The sequence below is a fragment of the Staphylococcus sp. HMSC055A09 genome (assembly GCF_001809655.1).
GTDB lineage: Bacteria > Bacillota > Bacilli > Staphylococcales > Staphylococcaceae > Staphylococcus > Staphylococcus capitis.
In genome coordinates this window covers 52,137-73,824 of the sequence record NZ_KV798362.1, presented here as the reverse complement: position 1 = coordinate 73,824, position 21,688 = coordinate 52,137, and the positions used below count along the sequence as shown (strand labels likewise).

The window sequence follows — 21,688 nt, the reverse complement described above, 5'->3', positions numbered from 1 at the left end:
CATATTGTCATTCAGTTTTCAATGTTCATTTAACACTTACAATACATTATTGTATCGAAATCAACTTAAACTGTCAAGAATTAAATTCATTAATTTATTTCTTGTTTGTAGTTGATTAATTCAACAAATAATATCTTATAATGTTTCGCAAGAAAGTTCAATAGTCAAAATTACACTTTATTAACATTAACTTAAAGTTTTTTACTTCAAGTTTTCAATTAATTAATCTGTTTTTGACGACTTTTATATAATATCAAGTTAGCTCAATAACGTCAATTACTTTCAAAGAGTTTTTAAGTTTAAAATTACTTTATCTGTGAATAAGTTTCTTGATTAAGAATAATTAGATTTAATAGTGTAATTCGCTCTTAAGATCATCATCTAACTAGAGATATCCTAATATATAGGAAAACTTACAAATTTGCACCTAATTAATTCATAAAAAATAAGGTAGCAACCTTTAAAGGCTACTACCTTAATCTTTTAAGCTTTTAATTATTTTCGTTTTCTTTACATTCCTTACATACTCCGTATATTTCCATTCGATGATGAGTGATATCAAAATCTGTAACATGTTGAGCTAAATGTTCAACCTCATCAAGTTGAGGATAATGGAAGTCTACGATTTTACCACATTTTTCGCAAATAACGTGATAGTGATTATGTGTATTAAAATCAAATCGACTTGATGCGTCACCATACGTTAATTCTTTTACTATACCAATATCTTTGAATACTCTTAGATTATTGTAGATAGTTGCAACACTTATATTAGGAAAATCAGGTGAAAGTGCTTGGTAAATCTCATCCGCTGTAGGATGTGAATGTGAAGAAATGAGATAACGTATAATTGCTTGTCTTTGAGGCGTAATACGTATTCCTGCTTTTCTTAAAGACGCAATTGATTCTTCAAGTTCATGTTCAATTGACTCTAAATCCGCACTCATTGAATTCACCATCTTTCTAGTTAATAATAATTATTACTTAATATTAATATAACTGTTGAAGATTATAAATGTCAATAAGTACATGATGTTTTCAACTAATACCCTTTATTTGGATCTACTTCATTCTCAATTACGCTGTTCTTATTGAGAAAATGAGTTAAGTTCTTTTCAAATATTGCAGTTACATCACGATTTATATTTTTATCATTACCAGTAATATGTGCAGTAATCGTAACATTATCTAAATCATATAGCGGGTTATCACTTGATAGAGGTTCATTTTCAAAGACATCTAAATATGCATGTCTAATCAAACGATTTCGTAAAACTTCTATAATAAGTTCTTCTTTCACAATCGTACCTCTACCTATATTTATAAATAATGCTTCGTCTTTCATTTCCTCAAAATGGTGTTTTTTAAGTAGATGTATAGTTTCTTGGGTTTCTGGGAGTGAATTAACTATCACATCACCTTCCGCTAATACATCATCCATTTCTTCTATAGTATAAGTATTATCAAAGTAATCTTTCATATGTCCTGATTTACTTACACCGATAACTTTCATTCCAAATGCTTGAGCTAAATATGCAGTCTTTTGGGCAATTGCGCCAGTACCTAAAAATAGAAGTGTTTTACCGTTAACTCTCTCACCCGTTAGCTTTGAGTCATACTTATGTGCACGTTGATTTTCATAAGATGTTCTCATTTTCTTATAATCATCTAATATAAACGTCATTATAAATTCTGATAGTTGTTTTGCTTGGACACCTCTGCCATTTGTTAAAATAATGCCCCTATCATTAATATAATCTAGTGGGAGATTATTGACTCCAGTAGCATACCATGCAATCCATTTTAAGTTTTTACACTCTTCTAAAAATGCTTGATCTATATCGCCATCATAACCAATTAAAATATCTAGTGATTCTCTATCTTCAGTTGGAATAAATTGAGCTTTTTTATAAAATTTGAATTCCTGTTCAGGAAATTGTTTTATCAACTGTTCCTCTAAATCTTTTAATCTTCTTAGACTTACGATTTTCAATATACTCACTCCAAGATATTTTTTAATTCTTCTATTTGAGTTTTAACTTTAACTTTTTCAATTACGTCAATAATATACCCATTTTCATCGATTACAAATGTAGTTCTAACGATCCCCATACTCTCTTTACCAAAAGATTTTTTTAATTGATATACCCCCGCTTCATCAGCAAGTTTAAAATCTTCATCTACAAGTAAGTCAAAGTTGAGTTGATGTTTTTCAATAAAGTTTTGATGTTTCTTTTTAGAATCTCCACTAATTCCATAAACATCTACATCTAAATCATTAAATTCAGATAAGTTATCTCTAAAGTCGCATGCTTCAGTTGTGCAAGTTGGTGTATTGTCTCTAGGATAAAAATATAATATTGCCTTACGCCCTTTTAATGTCTCATTTGTAACTACTTCTCCGTCTTGATTCTCCAATGAAAATGATGGAAACTTTTCGCCTTTGGTTAACATATGCTCACCCATTTCTTAATAATGTTGATTTTATGATACGATATTAAATGAAAATATTAAATTAAAAGAGGTTGATAGATATGAATTTTACTGAAAGCGAACGTCTTCAGAAACTCTCTAATGAATATATACTAGGTGGCGTTAATTCACCTTCTCGTTCATATAAAGCTGTAGGTGGTGGTGCACCTGTAATGATGAAGGAAGGTCATGGTGCTTATTTATATGATGTAGATGGTAATAAATTCATCGATTACTTACAGGCGTATGGTCCTATAATTACCGGACATGCGCATCCACATATTACAGAGGCAATTCAAGATCAAGCTGCCAAAGGAGTGTTATATGGTACTCCTACTGAACTTGAAATTGATTTTGCTAAGAAGTTAAGAGATGCCATTCCTTCATTAGAAAAGATACGTTTTGTTAATTCAGGTACAGAAGCTGTTATGACAACAATTAGAGTGGCACGTGCCTATACTAAAAGAAATAAAATTATTAAATTTGCAGGATCTTATCATGGACATTCTGATTTAGTTTTAGTTGCTGCAGGGAGTGGCCCTTCACAATTAGGTTCTCCAGATTCTGATGGGGTGCCTCAAAGTGTGGCACAAGAAGTGATTACTGTACCATTTAATGATATTGATTCATATAGAGAAGCAATTGATTATTGGGGCGATGAAATCGCAGGCGTACTCGTCGAACCCATTGTAGGTAACTTTGGTATGGTTATGCCTCAACCTGGATTTTTAGAAGAAGTTAATAAAATCTCACATGATAACGGAACTTTAGTCATTTATGATGAAGTTATTACAGCTTTCCGTTTTCATTATGGGGCAGCACAAGATTTATTAGGAGTAAAACCAGACTTAACTGCTTTTGGTAAAATAGTTGGCGGTGGTTTACCAATCGGTGGCTATGGTGGTCGACAAGACATCATGGAACATGTCGCTCCATTAGGTCCAGCATATCAAGCTGGTACAATGGCAGGTAATCCATTATCAATGAGAGCAGGAATTGCTTTACTAGAAGTTTTAGAACAAGATGGTGTTTATGAAAAGTTAGACAAATTAGGAAAACGTCTTGAGGATGGATTACTTAAGTTAATCGATAAACACAACATTACTGCTACGATAAATAGAATATATGGCTCTATGACGTTATATTTCACGGATGAAAAAATTACTCACTATGAACAAGTAGAAAATTCTGATGGCGAAGCTTTCGCGAAGTTCTTCAAGTTAATGTTAAATCAAGGTATCAATTTAGCACCATCTAAATTTGAAGCATGGTTCCTAACTACTGAGCATACCGAAGAAGATATTGATAAAACTATAGAAGCTGCTGACTATGCATTTAGCCAAATGAAAAATAATTAAGACTTAACCCCCTACCATTATAGGTGGGGGTATTTTTATTAGAAAAAGATTAACCAGCTAATAGGCAAATCTTTTTATGTATAAGCTTGAAAAATTTAGCGTCTCGGTGTATAACAATAATGAATGAGAGTATGTATTAATATATTTAAATTATAAATCAAAGGAGCGTTATATTTGAGACTAGGAGCTCGGATTTTCAAGACCGGTATAGCAATTATATTAGCTATGTCTATCGCTTCTTTACTTCCAGATAATATCGGCTTAAAGGCACTTGCTGGTGTCAGTGCTGTCGTAGCGATGCAACCAAGCGTTTATCGTTCAATTAAAACAGTATCTGAACAAGCGATTGGTAATATTATAGGTGCTCTACTCGCCGTTACTATGGTAACTATTTTTAGTGATAACTTCATAATAATGGGCGTAACGGTTATATTGTTAATTGCGATTTTGTTTAAATTTAACCTAGCTCATGTTGCTACATTAGCAAGTGTGACAGCTTTAATCATTATGGGTCAACATACAGGTTCCTTCTATGTAGCAGCATTCTTCAGATTCGCTCTTGTTATGATAGGTGTTTTAAGTTCCTCAATAGTCAATTTAATCTTCTTACCTCCTAAATTTGAAACCAAAATCTATTATAATTCTGTAAATATTTCTTCAGATATTTTTGTATGGTTCAAACTTGTGCTTAATGATACTTCAGAATTTCATAATATTAAGCAGGATGGTGATCAACTTAATTCACGTATCAATAAATTAGAGCAAATCTACAATTATTATCATGAAGAGAAACCTTTGACTAAAAAACATATTTATCAGCAGAATAGAAAGAAGATATTATTTAAAGAAGTAGTAGGAACGACAAGACAGGCTTACGAAGTACTCAACCGTATGTCACGTTACCAAAATGACTTACATCAACTTAATAATCAACTATTATTACAAATTAAATTAGAACTTGATTCGTTAGTAGCAGTTCATGAACAAATCTATAAGAGCCTTTCTAAAAAAGCGAGATACGATGTTACAAAACTTGATTACGAAGTAGACAACCCACTAAAGAAAAACTTGATGGACGCATTTCAACAAGAGTTAATTCAAAATCCTTACCAAACGCAATACTCTTATGCAAATGTAATGCAAATTATAGCTGCTATTGAGGAATATAGATATCACTTAGAACATCTCGATAGAATTCGATTAAGCTTCTTTAAATATCATAATTCAGATTCAGACATCGACATTTCTGATGAAGACTTTGATTTGTAACTAAAAATGCACCACCTTTACTCACATTAATTATAGTAAAGGTGGTGCTTTATCATTTTTAAGATATTTAATTATTATTGATTCAAGCAGTTTATAAATTTTGAATACTATATAAATGTTCGTACGCACCTTGTTTCTGGATCAACTCTTGATGTGTACCTGTTTCAACAATCTGACCATTTTCCATAACCACTATTTTATCTGCATGCGTAATTGTAGACAGCCTATGAGCTACAATTAAAGTTGTTCTATCTTTACTTAATACATCCAACGCCTCTTGTATAATAGCTTCACTTTCTAAATCTAACGCACTGGTTGCTTCATCTAAAATAAGTATCGGTGGATTATTTAAGAATATACGTGCAATTGAAAGACGTTGCTTCTGTCCTCCAGAAAGTTTCACGCCTCGCTCTCCGACTTCAGTGTCATAGCCTTCAGGTAAATTCATAATAAAGTCATGCGCGTTTGCCATCTTGGCCGCTTCAACTATCTCGTCATCCGTTGCATCAGGTCTACCTAATAAAATATTTTCTTTCACAGTGTCTGAAAATAAAATATTATCTTGTTGAACGAGACCAATTTGATTTCTTAAACTACCTGTTAAGAAATCTTTCACATTATTGCCATCAACTAAAATTTCACCTGACGTAACGTCATAAAATCGTGGAATTAAACTAATTAAAGTTGATTTTCCACCACCACTCATACCAACAAAAGCTACAGTTTCGCCCTTATTAATTGTTAAATTAATATCATGCAAAACTTCTAATTCATTATCATTATATTTAAAGCTGACATTCTTCAAATCGATTTGCCCTTTTTTAATTTCAATAGGTTGCGCACCGATACCATTCTTAATGTCATAATCTTCATCCATAAGTTGGAAAACTCTGTCCATTGAAGCAAAGCTTTGGGTTAAAGTAGTAAATGAAGAAACAAGTCTTCTTAAAGGTCCAAATAATTGTTCTAAGTACCCTACAAATGCTGCAAGTGTACCTACAGTAATAGCACCATTAATAACTAAGTATGCGCCAACGCCTATTACAATAATTGGCCCTAAGTCTGTTACAGTGTTTATTGCTGCAAATGAATAGGCATTCCAACGTGTATGTTGAAAGGCGCGCTTTAAAAAATGACTATTACGGTGATCAAAATTTTGAGCTTCATTATCTTCTATTGCGAAACTTTTAATCACTGACATACCTTGAACTCGTTCATGCAAGAAACCTTGAACTTCAGCAAGTGCTTGAGAACGTACACGTGTCAATTGTCTCAATCTTCCGAAGAAGAAATAAACCGTTAAAATATAGAATGGGAAAATGAAAATAGCTGCAATAGTTAATTTAACATCTAAAAAGAACATAATAGATAAAGCGATGATAATAGTAACGCAGTCTAACCAAATATTCATTAACCCTGTAAGTATAAAGTCTTTTGTTTGTTCTACGTCATTAATAACGCGAGAAATCACCTGTCCAACTTGGTTATTTGCGTAGAAACGTGCACTTAAAGCTTGTAAATGATTATATAGTTGTTTACGGATATCATATAAAATTTTGTTACTTGTCCATTGAGCTAAATATTGTCTGATATATTCAATGGGCGGACGTACTATTACAAATATAAATAGAGCAATGCCAATTGCGATTGCAAGATGACTAAACTTTTCACTATTTGATAGTGAGTGGTTATTAATTACTCCATCTATAGCGTATTTAATCAATAGCGGTATTAACATAGGTATACCAAATTTAATAATACCCACGATAATAGTTGCAATAATACGATATCTATATGGTTTGACGAATTTTAAATATCGTTTAATCATGCGCTTTTACCCCCCGTGATAAACGCAATTTATTTTTTAAAAAATGAACAGAGGTTGAATACATTTCATTCGCTTACTTTATACTCATAAGCACTGTCATGATAATGTTTCAACCTCTGATATTAAAATACAATACGAGACTTCAATATAATGTTGTAAATCTTAAAGATGTTAAACTCATTGAACTACAAGATTGCAATACATTTAAATCATGATTCTTATAATCATTCGACACTTTTAATAATATAAAGCAAAGAATCATGTATTACATCTTTTTTGCTTAATAATCTCTAATCTTTTTATAACGCTCTTTCCACACTTTAATAAAATCTGGAGCGAACGGTCCTTTCTTCTGCTCAATCCATTGCTGTAAGATGTCGACATTTCTTCTCAAAATAACGTCAATATCATGAGGATAGTTCATTTGGTTCATATGTAGTTCATACTCATCTTCATCGAGTAAGTGATACTTACCATTAGGATAAACTTTAATATCTAAATCATAATCGATATATTTTAGCGCTTCTTCATCGGACACGAAAGGTGATGATAAATTACAGTAATAATAAATCCCATCTTCTCTAAACATACAAATAACATTAAACCAATACTCCGAATGAAAATAGACAATAGCTGGTTCTCTTGTAATCCATGTGCGTCCGTCACTTTCAGTTACTAACGTATGATCATTCCCACCTATAATCACATGGTCAGTCCCTTTTAGAATTGTCGTTTCAGACCAAACACGATGTATATTGCCATCATGTTTATAACTTTGAATTTTAATCGTTTCTCCTTCTTTAGGTATGGACTCTTTAACCATACTCCACACCACCTTTATTATTTTTAGCCATTTAGATTATATCATACTTTGATACACTTGCTTAATAAATAAAGGCACTATATTAACCGCTGTATTAAGCTCTTATCCAACAATAAAACGGTATATTTTGTCCATTGATACAGGAAATGTATGATTATCCCTGTTATCTAAATTAAACCAAATCATGTTTGAGGGGAGTTCATTCTCCGAGAGATTTATAGATGTAGGTACACTATAAACTTTAATATTCCAAGTCATATGGGTAAACTGATGACGTAATTCAAAGATGGGCTCTTCTAAAGTTTCGACTTTAACTCCTAATTCTTGAGTTAATAAATTATCAGCTACACTTGCTTCCCTCATAGGAAATTGCCACATTCCGTTCAACAATTTTTCTTGTCGTTTTTCAAGTAGATATTGTCCATTATTATTTCTAATAAGAAATACTTTTTGATTGATAGTTTTCTTTTTAATATTTTTAGTTTTAATTGGAAGATCTTCAGTCGTCCCTTCATGAAAAGCCTCACAATTATCTTGCACTGGGCAAAATAAACATAAAGGAGATTTCGGTGTACAAATGAGTGCACCTAATTCCATCATAGCTTGATTAAATGTCCCTGAATCTTCTTGAACATATGGATTTAACTCTTCCTCAAACGCTTTACGTGTCGATTGTAATTTCGTATCACGATAATCATTGTTCAATCGAGACCATACTCGGAAGACATTACCATCAACAGTTGCTAAAGGTTGGTTAAACGCTATACTCATCACTGCTGCTTGCGTATAAGGACCCACGCCTTTTAATTTTTTGAAAAGATCTGGATCAGACGGGACTTCTCCACCATATTGAGATTCAACTTCTTTAACAGCTGTATGAAAATTACGAGCTCGACTATAATAACCTAGGCCTTCCCAATATTTAAGCACTTCGTCCTCATGTGCTTCGCTTAAAGCTGCTATTGTAGGAAATCGATTAACAAACCTATGATAATAGTCAATAACCGTGTTAACTTGTGTCTGTTGCAACATTACTTCACTAAGCCATATGTAATATGGATTAGTTGTTTCTCGCCAAGGCATTTCACGCTGATTTTTGTTAAACCACTCCACAATTCTCTTTTTAAAAGATTCCTCTTGATACATGCCATTTGTCCTTTCTACTTTTTCGATTGTGATGCATCTCAAATAAATCTACACTTTCAAAAGATTCGTCAATTGAAGTAAGTTGATTTTGTTATAGCGACTTTTAGATTATAATATATATTAAATAAAGATGAAAAGAGTGAGCATTTATGGATACAGCCACACATATAGTTATGGGTGTAGGTCTCACTGCATTAGCAACACAAGATCCCGTCATGGCAGGTTCATTTGCAGCAACTGCAACCACCCTTGTTGCTGGTTCATTAATACCTGACGGTGATACTGTTTTAAAACTAAAAGATAATGCGACCTATATTTCTCATCATAGAGGAATTACCCATTCCATACCTTTCACTATTTTATGGCCAATTTTGATAACCTTTTTAATATTCGTTATTTTTAACAACACTAATCCACTACATGTTTGGCTATGGGCTCAACTTGCAGTATTTTTACATGTGTTTGTGGATATATTTAATTCTTACGGTACCCAAGCACTTAGACCCATAACCAATAAGTGGATTCAGTTAAGTGTCATTAGTACATTTGACCCTATTATTTTCACTCTTTTATGTATTGGTGTATTACTTTGGGTTTTAGGCATACATCCGTATTTCGCATTCTTCCCTATCGTAGCAATACTAGTGATTTATTATGTAATACGTTTTATGATGCAATCATCTATTAAAAAAGAAGCGTTAACTCAAATTGAAAATTCTCATAATCCTGTAAAAGTGTTTGTAGCTCCGACAATGAAATTTCATGTTTGGCGTGTGGCAATTCAAACCGATAAACATGATTATGTTGGAACTGCTCGGTGGAAAGATGTAGAATTTACTGATAAGGTAAAACGTCAAGCTATGACGCCTGATTCGTTACTTTGGAAGGTTAAAGGTAATAAAGATATATTTACTTTTTTAAATTTTTCATCCATTTATCGTTGGCAAACCACACCTTTAGAAGATGGTACAACAGAAATTCGATTAATGGATTTAAGATACCTTAATAATGGACGTTATTCATTTGTTGCAATTGCACATTTAACTCACGACAATGAAATCGACCACTCTTACATCGGTTGGGTATTTAGCGAAGACAAACTACAACGCAAACTATTTTCACAATAACATATAAAGAAACCAAGGCACCCCTTTCTCCAATTAATGATAAGGGGTGCCTTGGTCTTTATCTAACTATATATCAATAACTAAATACAGTGCTATTCATTTTTACCAATCATTTCATTATCTTCATTAGCATTTTCATTATTGTTAAATACACCATCATGTTCTAATTTCTTGCCATTATCATCACTCAGATGTGCTAAATCATTTTCAAGGTGAGTGTCATTTAAACTATCATATTTATCAAAAGCGATATAGCGAACTAATGCATAGTTAATCACACACATTAATGCTAAAAAGAGAATAAAGTAAATATGATATGGAATGTTATTCATACTTACTGCACCGAATATAATAGACTGTGCACTCCCATGAACAAGATAATAAACGGGATTTAACATTAAAATATGATCTACTATCGATAAGTGCGTTTTAGGAATGAATAAAATTGGAACTATAAAGAAACAAATCGCACTCATTATAAAATAAATTGTGTCGAAACGTTTGAGTATAAATTTCAATAAACCAAAAGTAACAGCAATAACACCGATAAATATACTAGTCATAATCAAATAATAAATTAGCGACAATAAAGATGTCTCAAAGTTAATTGGCTTCAAGAACGCAATAATTAAACCAAGAATAAACATGTCTACGAATGCCAATAGTGCAATTACTATAGTAGGCGTTACTGATGAAATATGGAATGATTTCATTACCATATAATCTTTTCTATAAAACTTATAACTTAAGTATACAGAAAGTACAATGTGACCAAATACAATTAACGATGTCACTCTAAATAACCATCTTCCTTGAGCGATATCCGTATTGTGATTTATATCGATAATGCCCTCTAAACCTAATACTAAGATAATCCCTATTACAAGGCTCATAGCAAACCATTTCCAAATTTTCTTTAACCTACGAACACAATAAGTGATAAGATGTGGCAAGTTTTTAAAGTATAGTATTATATTATCTATCATTTTCACACCTACAATTCAATATATATCCATTTGTCATCTTTCATATCAGCAATAAAATAGCCACTACCTGATTTCGTAATCCAAACATCTTTTTTAATGTTAAATTTTTTCTTTAAGTCAGTTTTATGTTCCATTGGAATTACAAAGCCTGTTAACGTATCATTGACTCCAAAAATCATATTTAGTGGTTGTTGTGTAATAGGAACTACATAACGATTATCTTTTTCTGGGACCAATGTTTTAGTCACTTTGTTATGCTTTTGATGTAAATGACTATTGAAGTATTCATAATATGTACTATAGTTTGTTTTAATGTATGGCATTAACGTTTTAAAACTATGCGATTCATATAAACCTGCAGGATTAAAATTGAATAATTCATTTTTGCCTACTGTATATATTTTATGATCCATTTCTACTCTATATTTTTTACTATTTTCACCAGTAATCGTAGCCACGCCATATTTAGGTAGAGTCGAATCTTGTGTACCACTCAATGTGGTTGAACCATCTAAAGCAATACCGTAAGTGAGTTTATCTTCATATGGATCTTTATTTTGATTTTGAATTGAAGCTTGAGTGTAATTTTCAGAAACATGAACCCTTCCTAAATCATTGAAAAGCAATATGCCCATTAACGTAAGTCCGATTAAGAAACTTGCAAACAGAGTTAATATTCTCACTAAAAATACTGGTGGTTTAGCGTGATTATAGCGCTCTATTCTCTTAAAGTTATAAGTCATCTCAGGCATACGCGTACGACTCTTTTTCCAATCTAAATCAAAATTTTCCAGTTGCGATTTTGAATCTAAACTTTTGCGGTCTTTTTCATGTTCTTTAAAAATAGGTAAAACTTGATTAAGTGAGCCTTCCTTTCTAATTTGCCCGTGAGAAACCCACGTAATATAGTTAGTCGTTTCGCTAATTTTATCAATATCGTTATCTATTAAAACGAGTGTACTATTATTCTTTATGTAATCATCTGATAATTCAATCGCTCTTTTGAAAAACACATCATCTAAATGCGAGAGTACATGACTCAATATAATAATTTTGTTTTGACAAGAACGAGCGATACTGAGAAGTAATTGCGCATATTCAGCTTCTGTTAGATTAGAAATACTATTTTCACCTTGCTCAGCTAAATGAGCCCAGTGGATAATTTGTTCAGCCTTATGACTACTCGCTTTGTAGGGAAATAGTTGCACCATCTCGTCAACATATTCTTGTACAGATTGGTGTGCTACTTTCCGGTCTTCCATATCACCGTAAAACAGATTCTCTGTTCGGGAAACCTTACCTTTATCAGGCTTAACCGTTCCACTTAAGATTCTGCCTATTAGCGTTTTAGAAGAACCCGGCTCACCAATTATTCCTAATGATTCACCTTGATATATATGTAAAGAAATATTATTTAAATTAATATCTTCTGCACCATAACCAAAAGGTAGGTACCATTTCTTTGCTCGTTTATTCCTATAATAATGCGTTACTTTTAGTAACCTTAAAACAATTGAACTTCCCATTGATTATACATCCTTCTAAATTTTTAATAATGCTAATGGTAGACCTTCTTCTGGTTCGCTACTTTTTATTCTGAAGCCCCAAGCAAAGACGCCTTTTAATCTCTCTACTTTAAAGTATTGTTCGCTGCCATCGTTCAATTTGTAAATTTTTCCAATTTCAACTTTATTACGATCAACCAGATAGCTTTCTGCAATGATGACTTTACTTTGGTACACATCGTATTCATTCATAATTCCATTCATTTCAGCTTTACGCATTTTCTCTTTGTATGTTTGAATTTCATGTCTTAATTCTTGTTCAGACATCTCACTCAATTTCTTCTGTACCATCTGTTATACCACTTTCTTCTAATTTTGATTTAATTTTATCATACTTATAACCTTTTCTCATAAGCGCTTCAATGGTTTTCATCATTAATTTTTGACCATCATATTTTTTACAATTTTTATTATAGACTTTCTCTAAATCACGTTGCAATAAATTATCTAAGGTCTCGTCATCTTGCGAAAAATTCAATTCATTCATCGTCGCTTGAATCGTCTCAAGGGTAAAACCTTTTTGCATTAAGGCTTGGGAAACCTTTTGTTTTACTTTAACCACAGGACCTTTTTTCGTTTTCATGACTTTGTTCCCCACTTTTATTACATCTTCAAGTGGTTGTTGTTCTTCATATAAAGCCGTATAATGATCGATAATCTTTGGCTCAATACCCAATTGATATAATTTCTGTTTATATATTTCAGGCCCTTTATCTGACGTTCGAATCATCGTATTTTTTAAACTTTCTGCATAATCTTCATGATCAATAAATTTTTCTCTATAACAATATTCTATTACCTGTTCGATTGCATTTTGTGAAACATCATTTTTTTCCAAATATTGACGTACTTCTTTTTCCGTGCGTTTTTTAAATGATAAATACTGAATCGCCATATTTACTCCACGACGATAGTGGTCATATTTTTGAATTTGTTCCATATCTTGAGGCTCTAACATTTGATCTTTCTTCAAATTGAATTTCACAAGCGTATCTATATCAATCCCCATTTCGAACTCTCCATCGAGATAAAGATTGAATCGCTCTTTATTCTTCTTTTGAACCTCAAGCTTCGTTATCTTTGGCATATCTCATCCCACCTTTTTCTGAAAATGGACACTATATCAATTAATATTATTATGGCACATTTGTTCCGAATTAAAAAATAAGATAACCATTCACAATAAACCTTTTGAAAATACAAAAAAGCGTCTACTTTCAACTTTTGAATGATGAAAGTAGACAACTTTATAAAAGATTAATTGCTTAATTGTGACATTGCTTCTTTATATTGCTCATCAGTAATAAAATCTTGTTGCTTCATTTTTTCCAAATTAGCTTTTACACGGTTCGTATAATTAGATGACATATTATTAACATCATACACACTCGGTGCATTGACTTTACTAGCTAATATAGCACTTTGCAATACAGTAATCTGTTGCATGCTTTGATTGTTTTTATTAACAGTTGTTCCAAAATAATGATTTGCAGCACCTTCAAGTGTATATTGGTCATCACCATAATAAATATTATTAACATAAAAACTTAAAATCTCATTTTTGTTATACTGCTGTTCAACCTTGTGGGCTACAAATAACTCTTTAATTTTTCTAGTGAAAGAGCGTTCATTATCATAATAATAATTTTTTACTACTTGTTGAGTAATCGTGCTACCTCCTTGTACATCACGATCACTAATTGTTGAAAACAATGCACGTGTAGTTCCTTTTAAATCAAATCCATGATGTTTATAAAAACGTTCATCTTCCATTGAAATAAAGGCACCTTTAACATAATTAGGCATGTTATCTGCAGAAACGAAATTACTTTTATTTTCAATTGATTTTAAATCATCCACGTTAGCTCTTGAAGATAAGACATACATTGCTCCCATAAATATTGCTACGAGTACAATGACTATAATTAGTATTTTCAATAAAATCTTATTACTTTTTTTCTTTTTCGGAGGTTTACCTACTGGTTGGTAATACGTATTATAATGAGGTCTACGTGAATCAGAACGTTGCTCATTATAAGAATCCGCATATTTTTCAGTTCTTTTCATGCGTTTACTCCTTTTCTCAAACTCACCCTCTTAAAGTGAGTGTACCAGTAGTTGTATGGTTTATCTATAGCTTACGTTAAAAATCAGTCCCGAGGTGTAGCAAGTTCTAAACAACATGGCATATCTATTTCTAAGACTTTTTTAAATAATTAAAAAAGCTATCGATAAAGAATGACTTTACCGATAGCTCATATAAAATCTTATACGATATTTATAAGAATAAGAATTAAGCTTCTAATTGTTTAACAATTTCTCTATTGAAATCATCTAAATCGTCAGGTGTACGACTTGTAACAATATTTTTATCAACTACTACTGATTCATCAACCACTTGAGCACCTGCGTTAGATAAGTCTTTACGTACATTTAATACTCCAGTTAATGTACGACCATTTAAATCATCAGTATCAATTAATACTAATGGACCATGGCAAATTGCAAATGTTGGAACATCATTTTTAGTGAAGTATTTAGCAAATGTGCCGTAACGTCCTTCTGCATCTCCGCGTAAATGGTCAGGTGAGAAACCACCAGGGATTAATAATGCATCATAATCTTCAGGTTTAGCATCAGCAATACTTACTTGTACTGTAGCTTTCTCGCCATGTTTTCCTACAACTTCATGGTTTGCAGTATCTCCAACAATTTCAGTTTCAAATCCTGCATTTTCTATAGCTTCTTTTGGACTAGTTAATTCAATATCTTCAAATTCATCTGCAAGAATGATTGCTACTTTTTTAGTCATAATTAATAATCACCTTTCTCTAATTAATTCTAGTGATTATATAGACAAGATCACTCAAGTTTAAACATTAAATTAGGATACTAACTTATATTTAGAGGCTTCTTCTTCTGAATATGAAGTAAAAAAAGCAAGTGTTGATTGCTCATCATAATCAAACACTTGCTAAATCCAACTCAATAATTAAATATGAGGCTTATTTTGAAACTTGTTTTACCTTCTCTTCTAATTGATCTAACAGACCAATCCACTCATCTATATCCTCTACACGTACTTCATCAGGGTTTACATGGTCAATATCCTCAATAAATTTATTTAAACGTGTCTTAATTTGATCAATAGTTTGTTGTTCACTCATTAAAAATAAGCGCTCCTTTGTATAGATTTTTTTATGATAATCATATCCTAACACGAATTTGACAAAAAGCGATATAATCTTAATAATGTTTACTGTACTTTTTACATAATAAACAAAGTAGATGGAAAGTTTATACTTAGGAGTAATTATTAATGTTGATGACAAACAAAAAACCTATTTCTATCCAAAACGACCCATGGGAAGCTTACAATGATATTATAGATCATGGAAAGTTAACACTTAGTAACATCGAATTTACCACTACTAACCTTTGTAATATGCGTTGTAGCCATTGTGCAGTTGGTTATACACTTCAAACTAAAGATCCAGACCCCCTTCCAATGGATGTAATTTATCGTAGGCTTGATGAAATACCAAATTTAAGAACGATGTCTATTACTGGTGGAGAGCCAATGTTCTCTAAGAAATCAATTAAAAATGTGGTTAAACCTTTACTTAAATATGCATTTGATCGTGGAATTTATGTTCAAATGAATTCTAATTTAACATTACCTCAGGATAGATATCTTGAAATTGCTGAGTATATCGATGTCATGCATATTTCTCATAACTGGGGTACAATTCAAGAATTTACTGATGTAGGCTTTGGGGCTATGAAGAAGCAACCACCATTAAAAGCTAAACTTAAATTATATGAACAAATGCTTGATAACTCTCGCACTTTATCTGAACAAGGAATGTTTGTTTCTGCTGAAACGATGCTTAATCAAAGTACGCTACCTTACTTAGACAAAATTCATAATGAAATCGTAAATGATATGAAATGTAGCCGTCATGAGGTTCATCCGATGTATCCTGCTGATTTTGCCAGTCAACTCAATGTACTTTCTTTAAAAGAAATGAAAGATGCTATTAACCACTTGCTTGATATTCGAGATGAAGATATATGGATGCTATTTGGAACTTTACCTATTTATCCATGTATCAATGATGAAAATGATCAAAAATTATTGCAAAGACTAAGAGATGCTAAAAACGTGACAATGCGAAACGATCCAGACGGCCGTAGTAGATTAAACGTTAACGTTTTTACTGGTAATGTAATTGTTACTGATTTCGGTGATGAAAACGGTACAATTTCAAATATACAGAAAGATAAATTAACAGACGTATTTGACCAATGGCTAGATTCAGAATTAGCAAAATCACTCAACTGCCATTGTCCTGAATATCAATGCCTTGGACCTAACGTATTAGTAAAAAATATGTATTATCCTAAAACCGACTTCAAACATAAAGAAAAAGAAATGCATGCGCGTCATATTTTTTCTTAATAAATTCACATTATAGATGCAAAAAGCCAAAAGAAGATGAGTTCATCTTCTTTTGGCTTTATTAATATTATTTTTCAATATGTCTGACTTCAGATAAATATTCGATTGTTTTCTTACTTTCAGTGCGACGTTCTTTGCGTCTCTCTACGCGTTGTGGTGCACTTTCGTGGAACCATTTTTCTACATCTGTTTCAGGATATACGCCTGGAACATCTGTAGGTTTACCATCTTCATCAAGCGCAACAAATGTTAAAAAGCTTAATGCTGCTAAATGGCGCTCATTATTAAAAACATCATCAATGATGATTTGTACACAAATTTCCATAGAGCTTGTGCCAGCATAAGAAACCATTGCTTCATAAGACAAAATATCTCCAGTTTTGATAGGTCTCAAGAAGTCAACAGAATCAGTTGAAGCAGTAACGACTTGCGCTCCAGCATGTTTCATAGCAGTAATGGCAGCAATTTCATCAATATTTGCCATTAATGACCCACCAAACATCGTATGATGATGATTGGTATCTTGTGGAAACACTTGTCTATTTTTAATACATTTCGCTTCCGACATTGCTTTCATTTTTCTATTCTCGTTAGACATATTTAATTTCTCCCCATATTGATATACCAGAAAAAAGACTACTAGTAATTAATATCTTAATTTTTTATATCTAAAACTTGTTAAAATCTACTATAATGTTACTTACTTTGCCCAATTTCCATTTTCAAAAACTAACTCTTTAGTACCATCATGTAAGATACCATAAATCGTTAAATCAGAACTACCTATCATAAAGTCCTCATGTACATTTGAATCGTTAAGACCTGCGGCTAACTTTTCTTCAGTAGACATTTCAGTTCCACCTTTGACGTTGAAACCATACGCAGATCCAATTGCTAAATGACAAGATGCATTTTCATCAAATAACGTGTTATAAAAAATGGTACGGCGATTTGAAATTGGTGAATCATCAGGTACTAATGCAACTTCACCAAGTCTTCTTGAACCTTCGTCAGTCTCAATTAAGTCTTTGAGCACCGCTTCGCCCTTTTCGGCTTTAACATCTATAATTTCACCATCTTTAAACGTTAAAGTGAAACCATCAATAATATTCCCATTATAACTTAATGGTAACTTGTTAGTAACATAACCGTTCACATTATTTCTTTCAGGTGCTGTAAACACTTCTTCTGTAGGAATATTCGCGATAAAAGGTTGGCCGTCACCGTTGACATAACTCGTTGCATCTTCCCATAAATGTCCTTCCGGTAAACCGACTGTGAGGTCTGTACCTTCAGAAATATAATGGAGTGCCTTATAATTTTTCTTTTGTAGTCTTTCGGCATGTACACTTAAAGATTTAACATGTTTGTCCCAATTTTGAATTGGGTCATTGCCATCTACACGTACAATATCAAACACTTCATCAATAAATTTTTCATAAGCTTTTTCTTCATCCATATCTGGGTAAACTCGGCGAGCCCAGTCTTTAGAAGGAAAGGCTGCCACAACCCATGGAAATTGATTCTTCTGACTCGCTTCCATATATGGTTTGAACCCTTTAGAATACTGAGCTTGAAAAGCTTTTAATTTATTGCCATCGATACCATTTAATAAGTCAGGATCTTCCGCAATGAGTGCTAAGTTAGCTGCTCCACGTTCAACATAATCCAATCTTTCATCAACATCATACTGTTTTAAATCACTATTCTCAAAATACTCTACAGATTCATGTTCAAATTTAAGTCTCTTCAGTTTTGAGTCTGAATATTTCACACGAACATCAGAGGCACCAGCTTTATAAGCCTCTTCAACTATTAAATGCGTTAAGTCTAACGCTTCAACTGATGAACGAATAAATACAGGTTGATTTTGTTGAACATTCATCCCTACTTTAACGAGTAATTCTGCATATTGTCTTAACTTTTCATTATAGTTATCCATAATGATTCCTCCCCTAATCTTGTCTAAGTTGTCCTAAATGATCTGCAATTGCTGTCACTTCACTTGGTGAAAATGAATCTTTAGACATTACAAAATCATGTATTTCAGTAATTTCTTCATGATTAGAAGACTGGAATTTATCTGGGTCAAGTAAACCTTGATTTACAATATTTAATTTCTTTCTGATTTCTGCAATCATTTCTTCATTTGATAATGACACGTGATTCACCTCTTTTGTTCAATATTCTATCAAATTACCACACTTTATTAAACTTTAATAGAATTTGAGGTTAAGTACTTTCTTATTGTTTAAATACTCTTTAAAATGGGGATATAGTTACATAGTTTGGAGGAATATAAATGGTAGACGTAGCATTTGTATGTCTCGGTAATATTTGTCGTTCTCCAATGGCTGAAGCGATCATGAGACAAAGACTACAAGACAGAGGCATTTCAGGTATTACAGTTCACTCAAGAGGAACAGGTCGATGGAATCTCGGTGAACCACCTCACGAAGGTACTCAAGCGATATTGAAAGAACATCATATCCCCTTCGATAATATGATAAGTGAACTATTCGAACCAGATGATGATTTTGACTATATTATAGCAATGGACCAAAGTAACGTGGATAATATAAGACGAATTAATCCTCATATACGCGGACAATTGTTCAAATTGCTAGAATTTAGTAACATGGAAGAGAGTGATGTACCGGATCCATATTACACTAATAATTTTGAAGGTGTATTTGAAATGGTACAATCATCTTGTGACAACTTAATTGACTATATCGTCAAAGATGCAAATTTGAAAGAGGGGTAATCAACTATGGAAAATAAATTAATTCCTGGTATTCTAATCGGTGCTATTATCGGCGGTGCTGCAACATTAGCTGATAAATCAACACGTAATTCTTTAACTCAATCATTTAAAGACGTTAAGGAAGGTAATCGTTCACGCAAACCGTCTAAAATTAATAGCATTAAAGATGAAGTAATGTATTGGAAAGATACGATTGAAGAAATCCGTCGTAACAATCCTGAATTAGAGCGTTCTATTAAAGACGCTAAAGAAACTTTTGTTAATCGTAAAAACCAACGTTTAGGTAAATAATCGGTTAATAATGAAATTTTAAACTAAAACACTGTTAAAGTTAGAGTCTTACTCTACTTTTAACAGTGTTTTTTTTTATGAATTTTAATAATAAGTACTAGTACTTCAATGTGAAATAATAATTCTATATATGTAGCTAGAGCATAAATTGCTTCATAGCTATTGTCATTCGATAAATTTTAAGCGAAAATGTTGAATAACAATAATATTTAGCTATAAATGTTAAGAATACTTTTAATAAAAGTAAAGAAATTTTACATTTATTGTTTGATATCTATAGTAAATTGGGAATATATTTTCATACATTTCTCGAATTTATTAAGCAAAGGAGATAGTTATGTCAAAACAAGAAAAAACAACTTCAAAGTTCCTAAATTCGGCTAAGGAACATGAGGAACATGGGAAAGGAAAAAATGGTGAAAAAGATAAACAGATTAAAGTCGACCGTACATATATTGAACCTCAACAGTTTCAATCAAAATCACCTAAGAAAAAGAATCAAGTATTCTTTCTATCAAGGTTAAATAAACCTGCCAAATACACGAAAGATTCTAATTTCCTCAATTACTTAATTTATAGAATAGGAAAAGATGATGCTTCAGGACTAGCAGCGCAAATGACCTATCACTTCGTGTTGGCAATGTTCCCAATGCTCATTTTCTTACTGACTTTATTGGGACAGTTTATAACGATTAACACTGATCAGATTAATCAAAAGGTCAGCCAGTATGTACCTGACCAAAGTACCGCCGACGTAATCACAAAAATATTTAGTGGTATTTCTGATAGTGCTAATGGTGGCGTCCTATCAATTGGTTTAATCTTAGCCATTTGGTCAGCATCTAATGGAATGTCTGCGATTATTAATTCATTTAATGTCGCTTATGACGTTGAGGATTCTAGAAATGGCTTCGTACTTAAGATTCTAAGTGTGTTATATACACTAGTATTAGGTATTGTGTTCGTAGTGGCCATCGTGCTCATTACATTAGGCCCAGTAATAAGCAAGTTCTTATTTGGACCTTTAGGATTAGATAAACAAGTAGAATGGGTATTTGATTTAGTAAGAATCGTCTTACCTCTAATTATAATAATCATTTTATTCACTGTATTATATTCAGTGGCACCAAATGTGAAAACGAAATTACGCTCTGTACTTCCAGGTGCCCTATTTACATCAATCATTTGGTTAGTCGGTTCATTCTTATTTGGATGGTATATCTCAAACTTCGGTAATTATAATAAAACATACGGAAGTTTAGCTGGTATCATTATTTTATTCTTATGGTTATATATCACAAGCTTTATTATCATTATTGGTGCAGAAATTAATGCTATTATACACCAAAGAACAGTAATCAAAGGCCACACACCTGAAGAAGCAGCTCTTCATCACGATGATAACAACCAAAATCATTATAATGAAGACACAACATATGAATATAATAACAATACACCAGTGAATAAAGATGAAAATTATGACGTTGATAAAAATCCAAATAATGAACAACCTGAAGATCATGAAACATTTAAAGATAAAATTGTTGATAAATTTAAAAAAGATAACGACAATAGTGGTAAAAATTCATAAATA

General features: G+C 32.2%; 23 protein-coding genes. 7 read left to right on the top strand and 16 right to left on the bottom strand.

Translation table 11 applies throughout. The annotated features are described in order from the left end of the window. Window positions 1-491: 491 nt before the first annotated feature. The 3 genes from perR to bcp all read right to left on the bottom strand — a co-directional run bounded on the left by perR (window position 492) and on the right by bcp (window position 2,454). Window positions 492-947 (bottom strand): peroxide-responsive transcriptional repressor PerR, encoded by a 456-nt coding sequence (gene perR, locus HMPREF2642_RS03225; RefSeq protein ID WP_002435887.1) that lies wholly within the window; start codon window positions 945-947, stop codon window positions 492-494. 95 nt (window positions 948-1,042) lie between these two features. Continuing rightward, window positions 1,043-1,993, bottom strand: a complete 951-nt coding sequence (locus tag HMPREF2642_RS03220) for a phosphoglycerate dehydrogenase (protein ID WP_037551210.1) — start codon at window positions 1,991-1,993, stop codon at window positions 1,043-1,045. 5 nt (window positions 1,994-1,998) lie between these two features. Continuing rightward, window positions 1,999-2,454, bottom strand: coding sequence for a thioredoxin-dependent thiol peroxidase (gene bcp / locus HMPREF2642_RS03215; RefSeq protein WP_049427733.1), 456 nt, complete (start codon window positions 2,452-2,454; stop codon window positions 1,999-2,001). Window positions 2,455-2,534: 80 nt separating this feature from the next. Here bcp and HMPREF2642_RS03210 point away from each other — a divergent pair, with 80 nt between their 5' ends. Together HMPREF2642_RS03210 and HMPREF2642_RS03205 are read left to right on the top strand one after the other, a co-directional pair. Beyond that, on the top strand, window positions 2,535-3,830 hold the full coding sequence (locus HMPREF2642_RS03210; RefSeq protein WP_070597659.1) for a glutamate-1-semialdehyde 2,1-aminomutase: 1,296 nt from the start codon (window positions 2,535-2,537) through the stop codon (window positions 3,828-3,830). A gap of 174 nt (window positions 3,831-4,004) precedes the next feature. Further along, complete coding sequence (locus HMPREF2642_RS03205; RefSeq protein ID WP_002435931.1) at window positions 4,005-5,099, top strand: FUSC family protein; 1,095 nt, start codon at window positions 4,005-4,007, stop codon at window positions 5,097-5,099. A 91-nt stretch (window positions 5,100-5,190) separates the two neighbouring features. Here the strand turns inward: HMPREF2642_RS03205 and HMPREF2642_RS03200 are convergent, their stop codons facing one another. The 3 genes from HMPREF2642_RS03200 to mutY form a co-directional block, all read right to left on the bottom strand. Next, a complete protein-coding gene (locus HMPREF2642_RS03200; protein ID WP_002435897.1) occupies window positions 5,191-6,927 on the bottom strand; it encodes an ABC transporter ATP-binding protein in 1,737 nt (578 codons plus the stop codon). A gap of 280 nt (window positions 6,928-7,207) precedes the next feature. Next, complete coding sequence (locus HMPREF2642_RS03195) at window positions 7,208-7,750, bottom strand: nucleoside tri-diphosphate phosphatase (protein ID WP_002435932.1); 543 nt, start codon at window positions 7,748-7,750, stop codon at window positions 7,208-7,210. A gap of 102 nt (window positions 7,751-7,852) precedes the next feature. After that, complete coding sequence (mutY, locus tag HMPREF2642_RS03190) at window positions 7,853-8,896, bottom strand: A/G-specific adenine glycosylase (protein ID WP_030063572.1); 1,044 nt, start codon at window positions 8,894-8,896, stop codon at window positions 7,853-7,855. A 149-nt stretch (window positions 8,897-9,045) separates the two neighbouring features. On the opposite strand from mutY, the gene HMPREF2642_RS03185 reads away from it, so the two are divergent. Further along, entirely contained in the window at window positions 9,046-10,023 is a 978-nt protein-coding gene (locus tag HMPREF2642_RS03185; RefSeq protein ID WP_002435893.1) for a metal-dependent hydrolase, read from the top strand. Between the two features lie 92 nt (window positions 10,024-10,115). Here the strand turns inward: HMPREF2642_RS03185 and HMPREF2642_RS03180 are convergent, their stop codons facing one another. The 7 genes from HMPREF2642_RS03180 to HMPREF2642_RS11535 all read right to left on the bottom strand — a co-directional run bounded on the left by HMPREF2642_RS03180 (window position 10,116) and on the right by HMPREF2642_RS11535 (window position 15,741). Continuing rightward, window positions 10,116-11,009: a hypothetical protein gene (locus tag HMPREF2642_RS03180; RefSeq protein ID WP_070597658.1), complete on the bottom strand. Its 894-nt coding sequence runs from the start codon at window positions 11,007-11,009 to the stop codon at window positions 10,116-10,118. 8 nt (window positions 11,010-11,017) lie between these two features. Continuing rightward, complete coding sequence (locus tag HMPREF2642_RS03175) at window positions 11,018-12,535, bottom strand: ATP-binding cassette domain-containing protein (protein WP_049427724.1); 1,518 nt, start codon at window positions 12,533-12,535, stop codon at window positions 11,018-11,020. A gap of 15 nt (window positions 12,536-12,550) precedes the next feature. After that, window positions 12,551-12,865, bottom strand: a complete 315-nt coding sequence (locus HMPREF2642_RS03170) for a YfhH family protein (RefSeq protein ID WP_002445497.1) — start codon at window positions 12,863-12,865, stop codon at window positions 12,551-12,553. Beyond that, window positions 12,843-13,661 carry a recombination regulator RecX gene (gene recX, locus HMPREF2642_RS03165; protein WP_002435941.1) on the bottom strand — a complete coding sequence of 273 codons (819 nt, stop codon included), beginning with the start codon at window positions 13,659-13,661 and terminating at the stop codon, window positions 12,843-12,845. The genes HMPREF2642_RS03170 and recX overlap by 23 nt, the downstream gene beginning before the upstream one ends. A gap of 170 nt (window positions 13,662-13,831) precedes the next feature. Then, window positions 13,832-14,641: a monofunctional peptidoglycan glycosyltransferase SgtB gene (gene sgtB / locus HMPREF2642_RS03160; RefSeq protein ID WP_070597657.1), complete on the bottom strand. Its 810-nt coding sequence runs from the start codon at window positions 14,639-14,641 to the stop codon at window positions 13,832-13,834. A gap of 226 nt (window positions 14,642-14,867) precedes the next feature. Next, entirely contained in the window at window positions 14,868-15,386 is a 519-nt protein-coding gene (locus HMPREF2642_RS03155) for a type 1 glutamine amidotransferase domain-containing protein (protein ID WP_049427720.1), read from the bottom strand. Window positions 15,387-15,579: 193 nt separating this feature from the next. Then, the gene (locus tag HMPREF2642_RS11535; RefSeq protein WP_001830395.1) at window positions 15,580-15,741 is read right to left on the bottom strand and encodes an SE1561 family protein; all 162 of its coding nucleotides are present in this window, start codon (window positions 15,739-15,741) and stop codon (window positions 15,580-15,582) included. A gap of 158 nt (window positions 15,742-15,899) precedes the next feature. Between HMPREF2642_RS11535 and yfkAB the strand changes: the two genes are divergently transcribed. Next, a complete protein-coding gene (gene yfkAB, locus HMPREF2642_RS03150) occupies window positions 15,900-17,036 on the top strand; it encodes a radical SAM/CxCxxxxC motif protein YfkAB (RefSeq protein WP_165764342.1) in 1,137 nt (378 codons plus the stop codon). 67 nt (window positions 17,037-17,103) lie between these two features. On the opposite strand, the gene HMPREF2642_RS03145 is transcribed toward yfkAB, so the two are convergent. The 3 genes from HMPREF2642_RS03145 to HMPREF2642_RS03135 all read right to left on the bottom strand — a co-directional run bounded on the left by HMPREF2642_RS03145 (window position 17,104) and on the right by HMPREF2642_RS03135 (window position 19,198). Next, window positions 17,104-17,634 carry an acyl-CoA thioesterase gene (locus HMPREF2642_RS03145; RefSeq protein WP_002453596.1) on the bottom strand — a complete coding sequence of 177 codons (531 nt, stop codon included), beginning with the start codon at window positions 17,632-17,634 and terminating at the stop codon, window positions 17,104-17,106. 102 nt (window positions 17,635-17,736) lie between these two features. Continuing rightward, entirely contained in the window at window positions 17,737-18,978 is a 1,242-nt protein-coding gene (locus tag HMPREF2642_RS03140; RefSeq protein ID WP_070597656.1) for an aminopeptidase, read from the bottom strand. Between the two features lie 13 nt (window positions 18,979-18,991). Further along, on the bottom strand, window positions 18,992-19,198 hold the full coding sequence (locus HMPREF2642_RS03135; protein ID WP_049427714.1) for a DUF1128 domain-containing protein: 207 nt from the start codon (window positions 19,196-19,198) through the stop codon (window positions 18,992-18,994). A gap of 140 nt (window positions 19,199-19,338) precedes the next feature. On the opposite strand from HMPREF2642_RS03135, the gene HMPREF2642_RS03130 reads away from it, so the two are divergent. From HMPREF2642_RS03130 to HMPREF2642_RS03120, 3 genes are all read left to right on the top strand, one after another. Next, complete coding sequence (locus tag HMPREF2642_RS03130) at window positions 19,339-19,803, top strand: low molecular weight protein-tyrosine-phosphatase (protein WP_002435947.1); 465 nt, start codon at window positions 19,339-19,341, stop codon at window positions 19,801-19,803. Window positions 19,804-19,809: 6 nt separating this feature from the next. Next, window positions 19,810-20,094 (top strand): hypothetical protein, encoded by a 285-nt coding sequence (locus HMPREF2642_RS03125; protein WP_002435890.1) that lies wholly within the window; start codon window positions 19,810-19,812, stop codon window positions 20,092-20,094. Window positions 20,095-20,431: 337 nt separating this feature from the next. Further along, window positions 20,432-21,685 carry a YihY/virulence factor BrkB family protein gene (locus HMPREF2642_RS03120; protein WP_002435884.1) on the top strand — a complete coding sequence of 418 codons (1,254 nt, stop codon included), beginning with the start codon at window positions 20,432-20,434 and terminating at the stop codon, window positions 21,683-21,685. The last annotated feature ends 3 nt before the right edge of the window (window positions 21,686-21,688 follow it).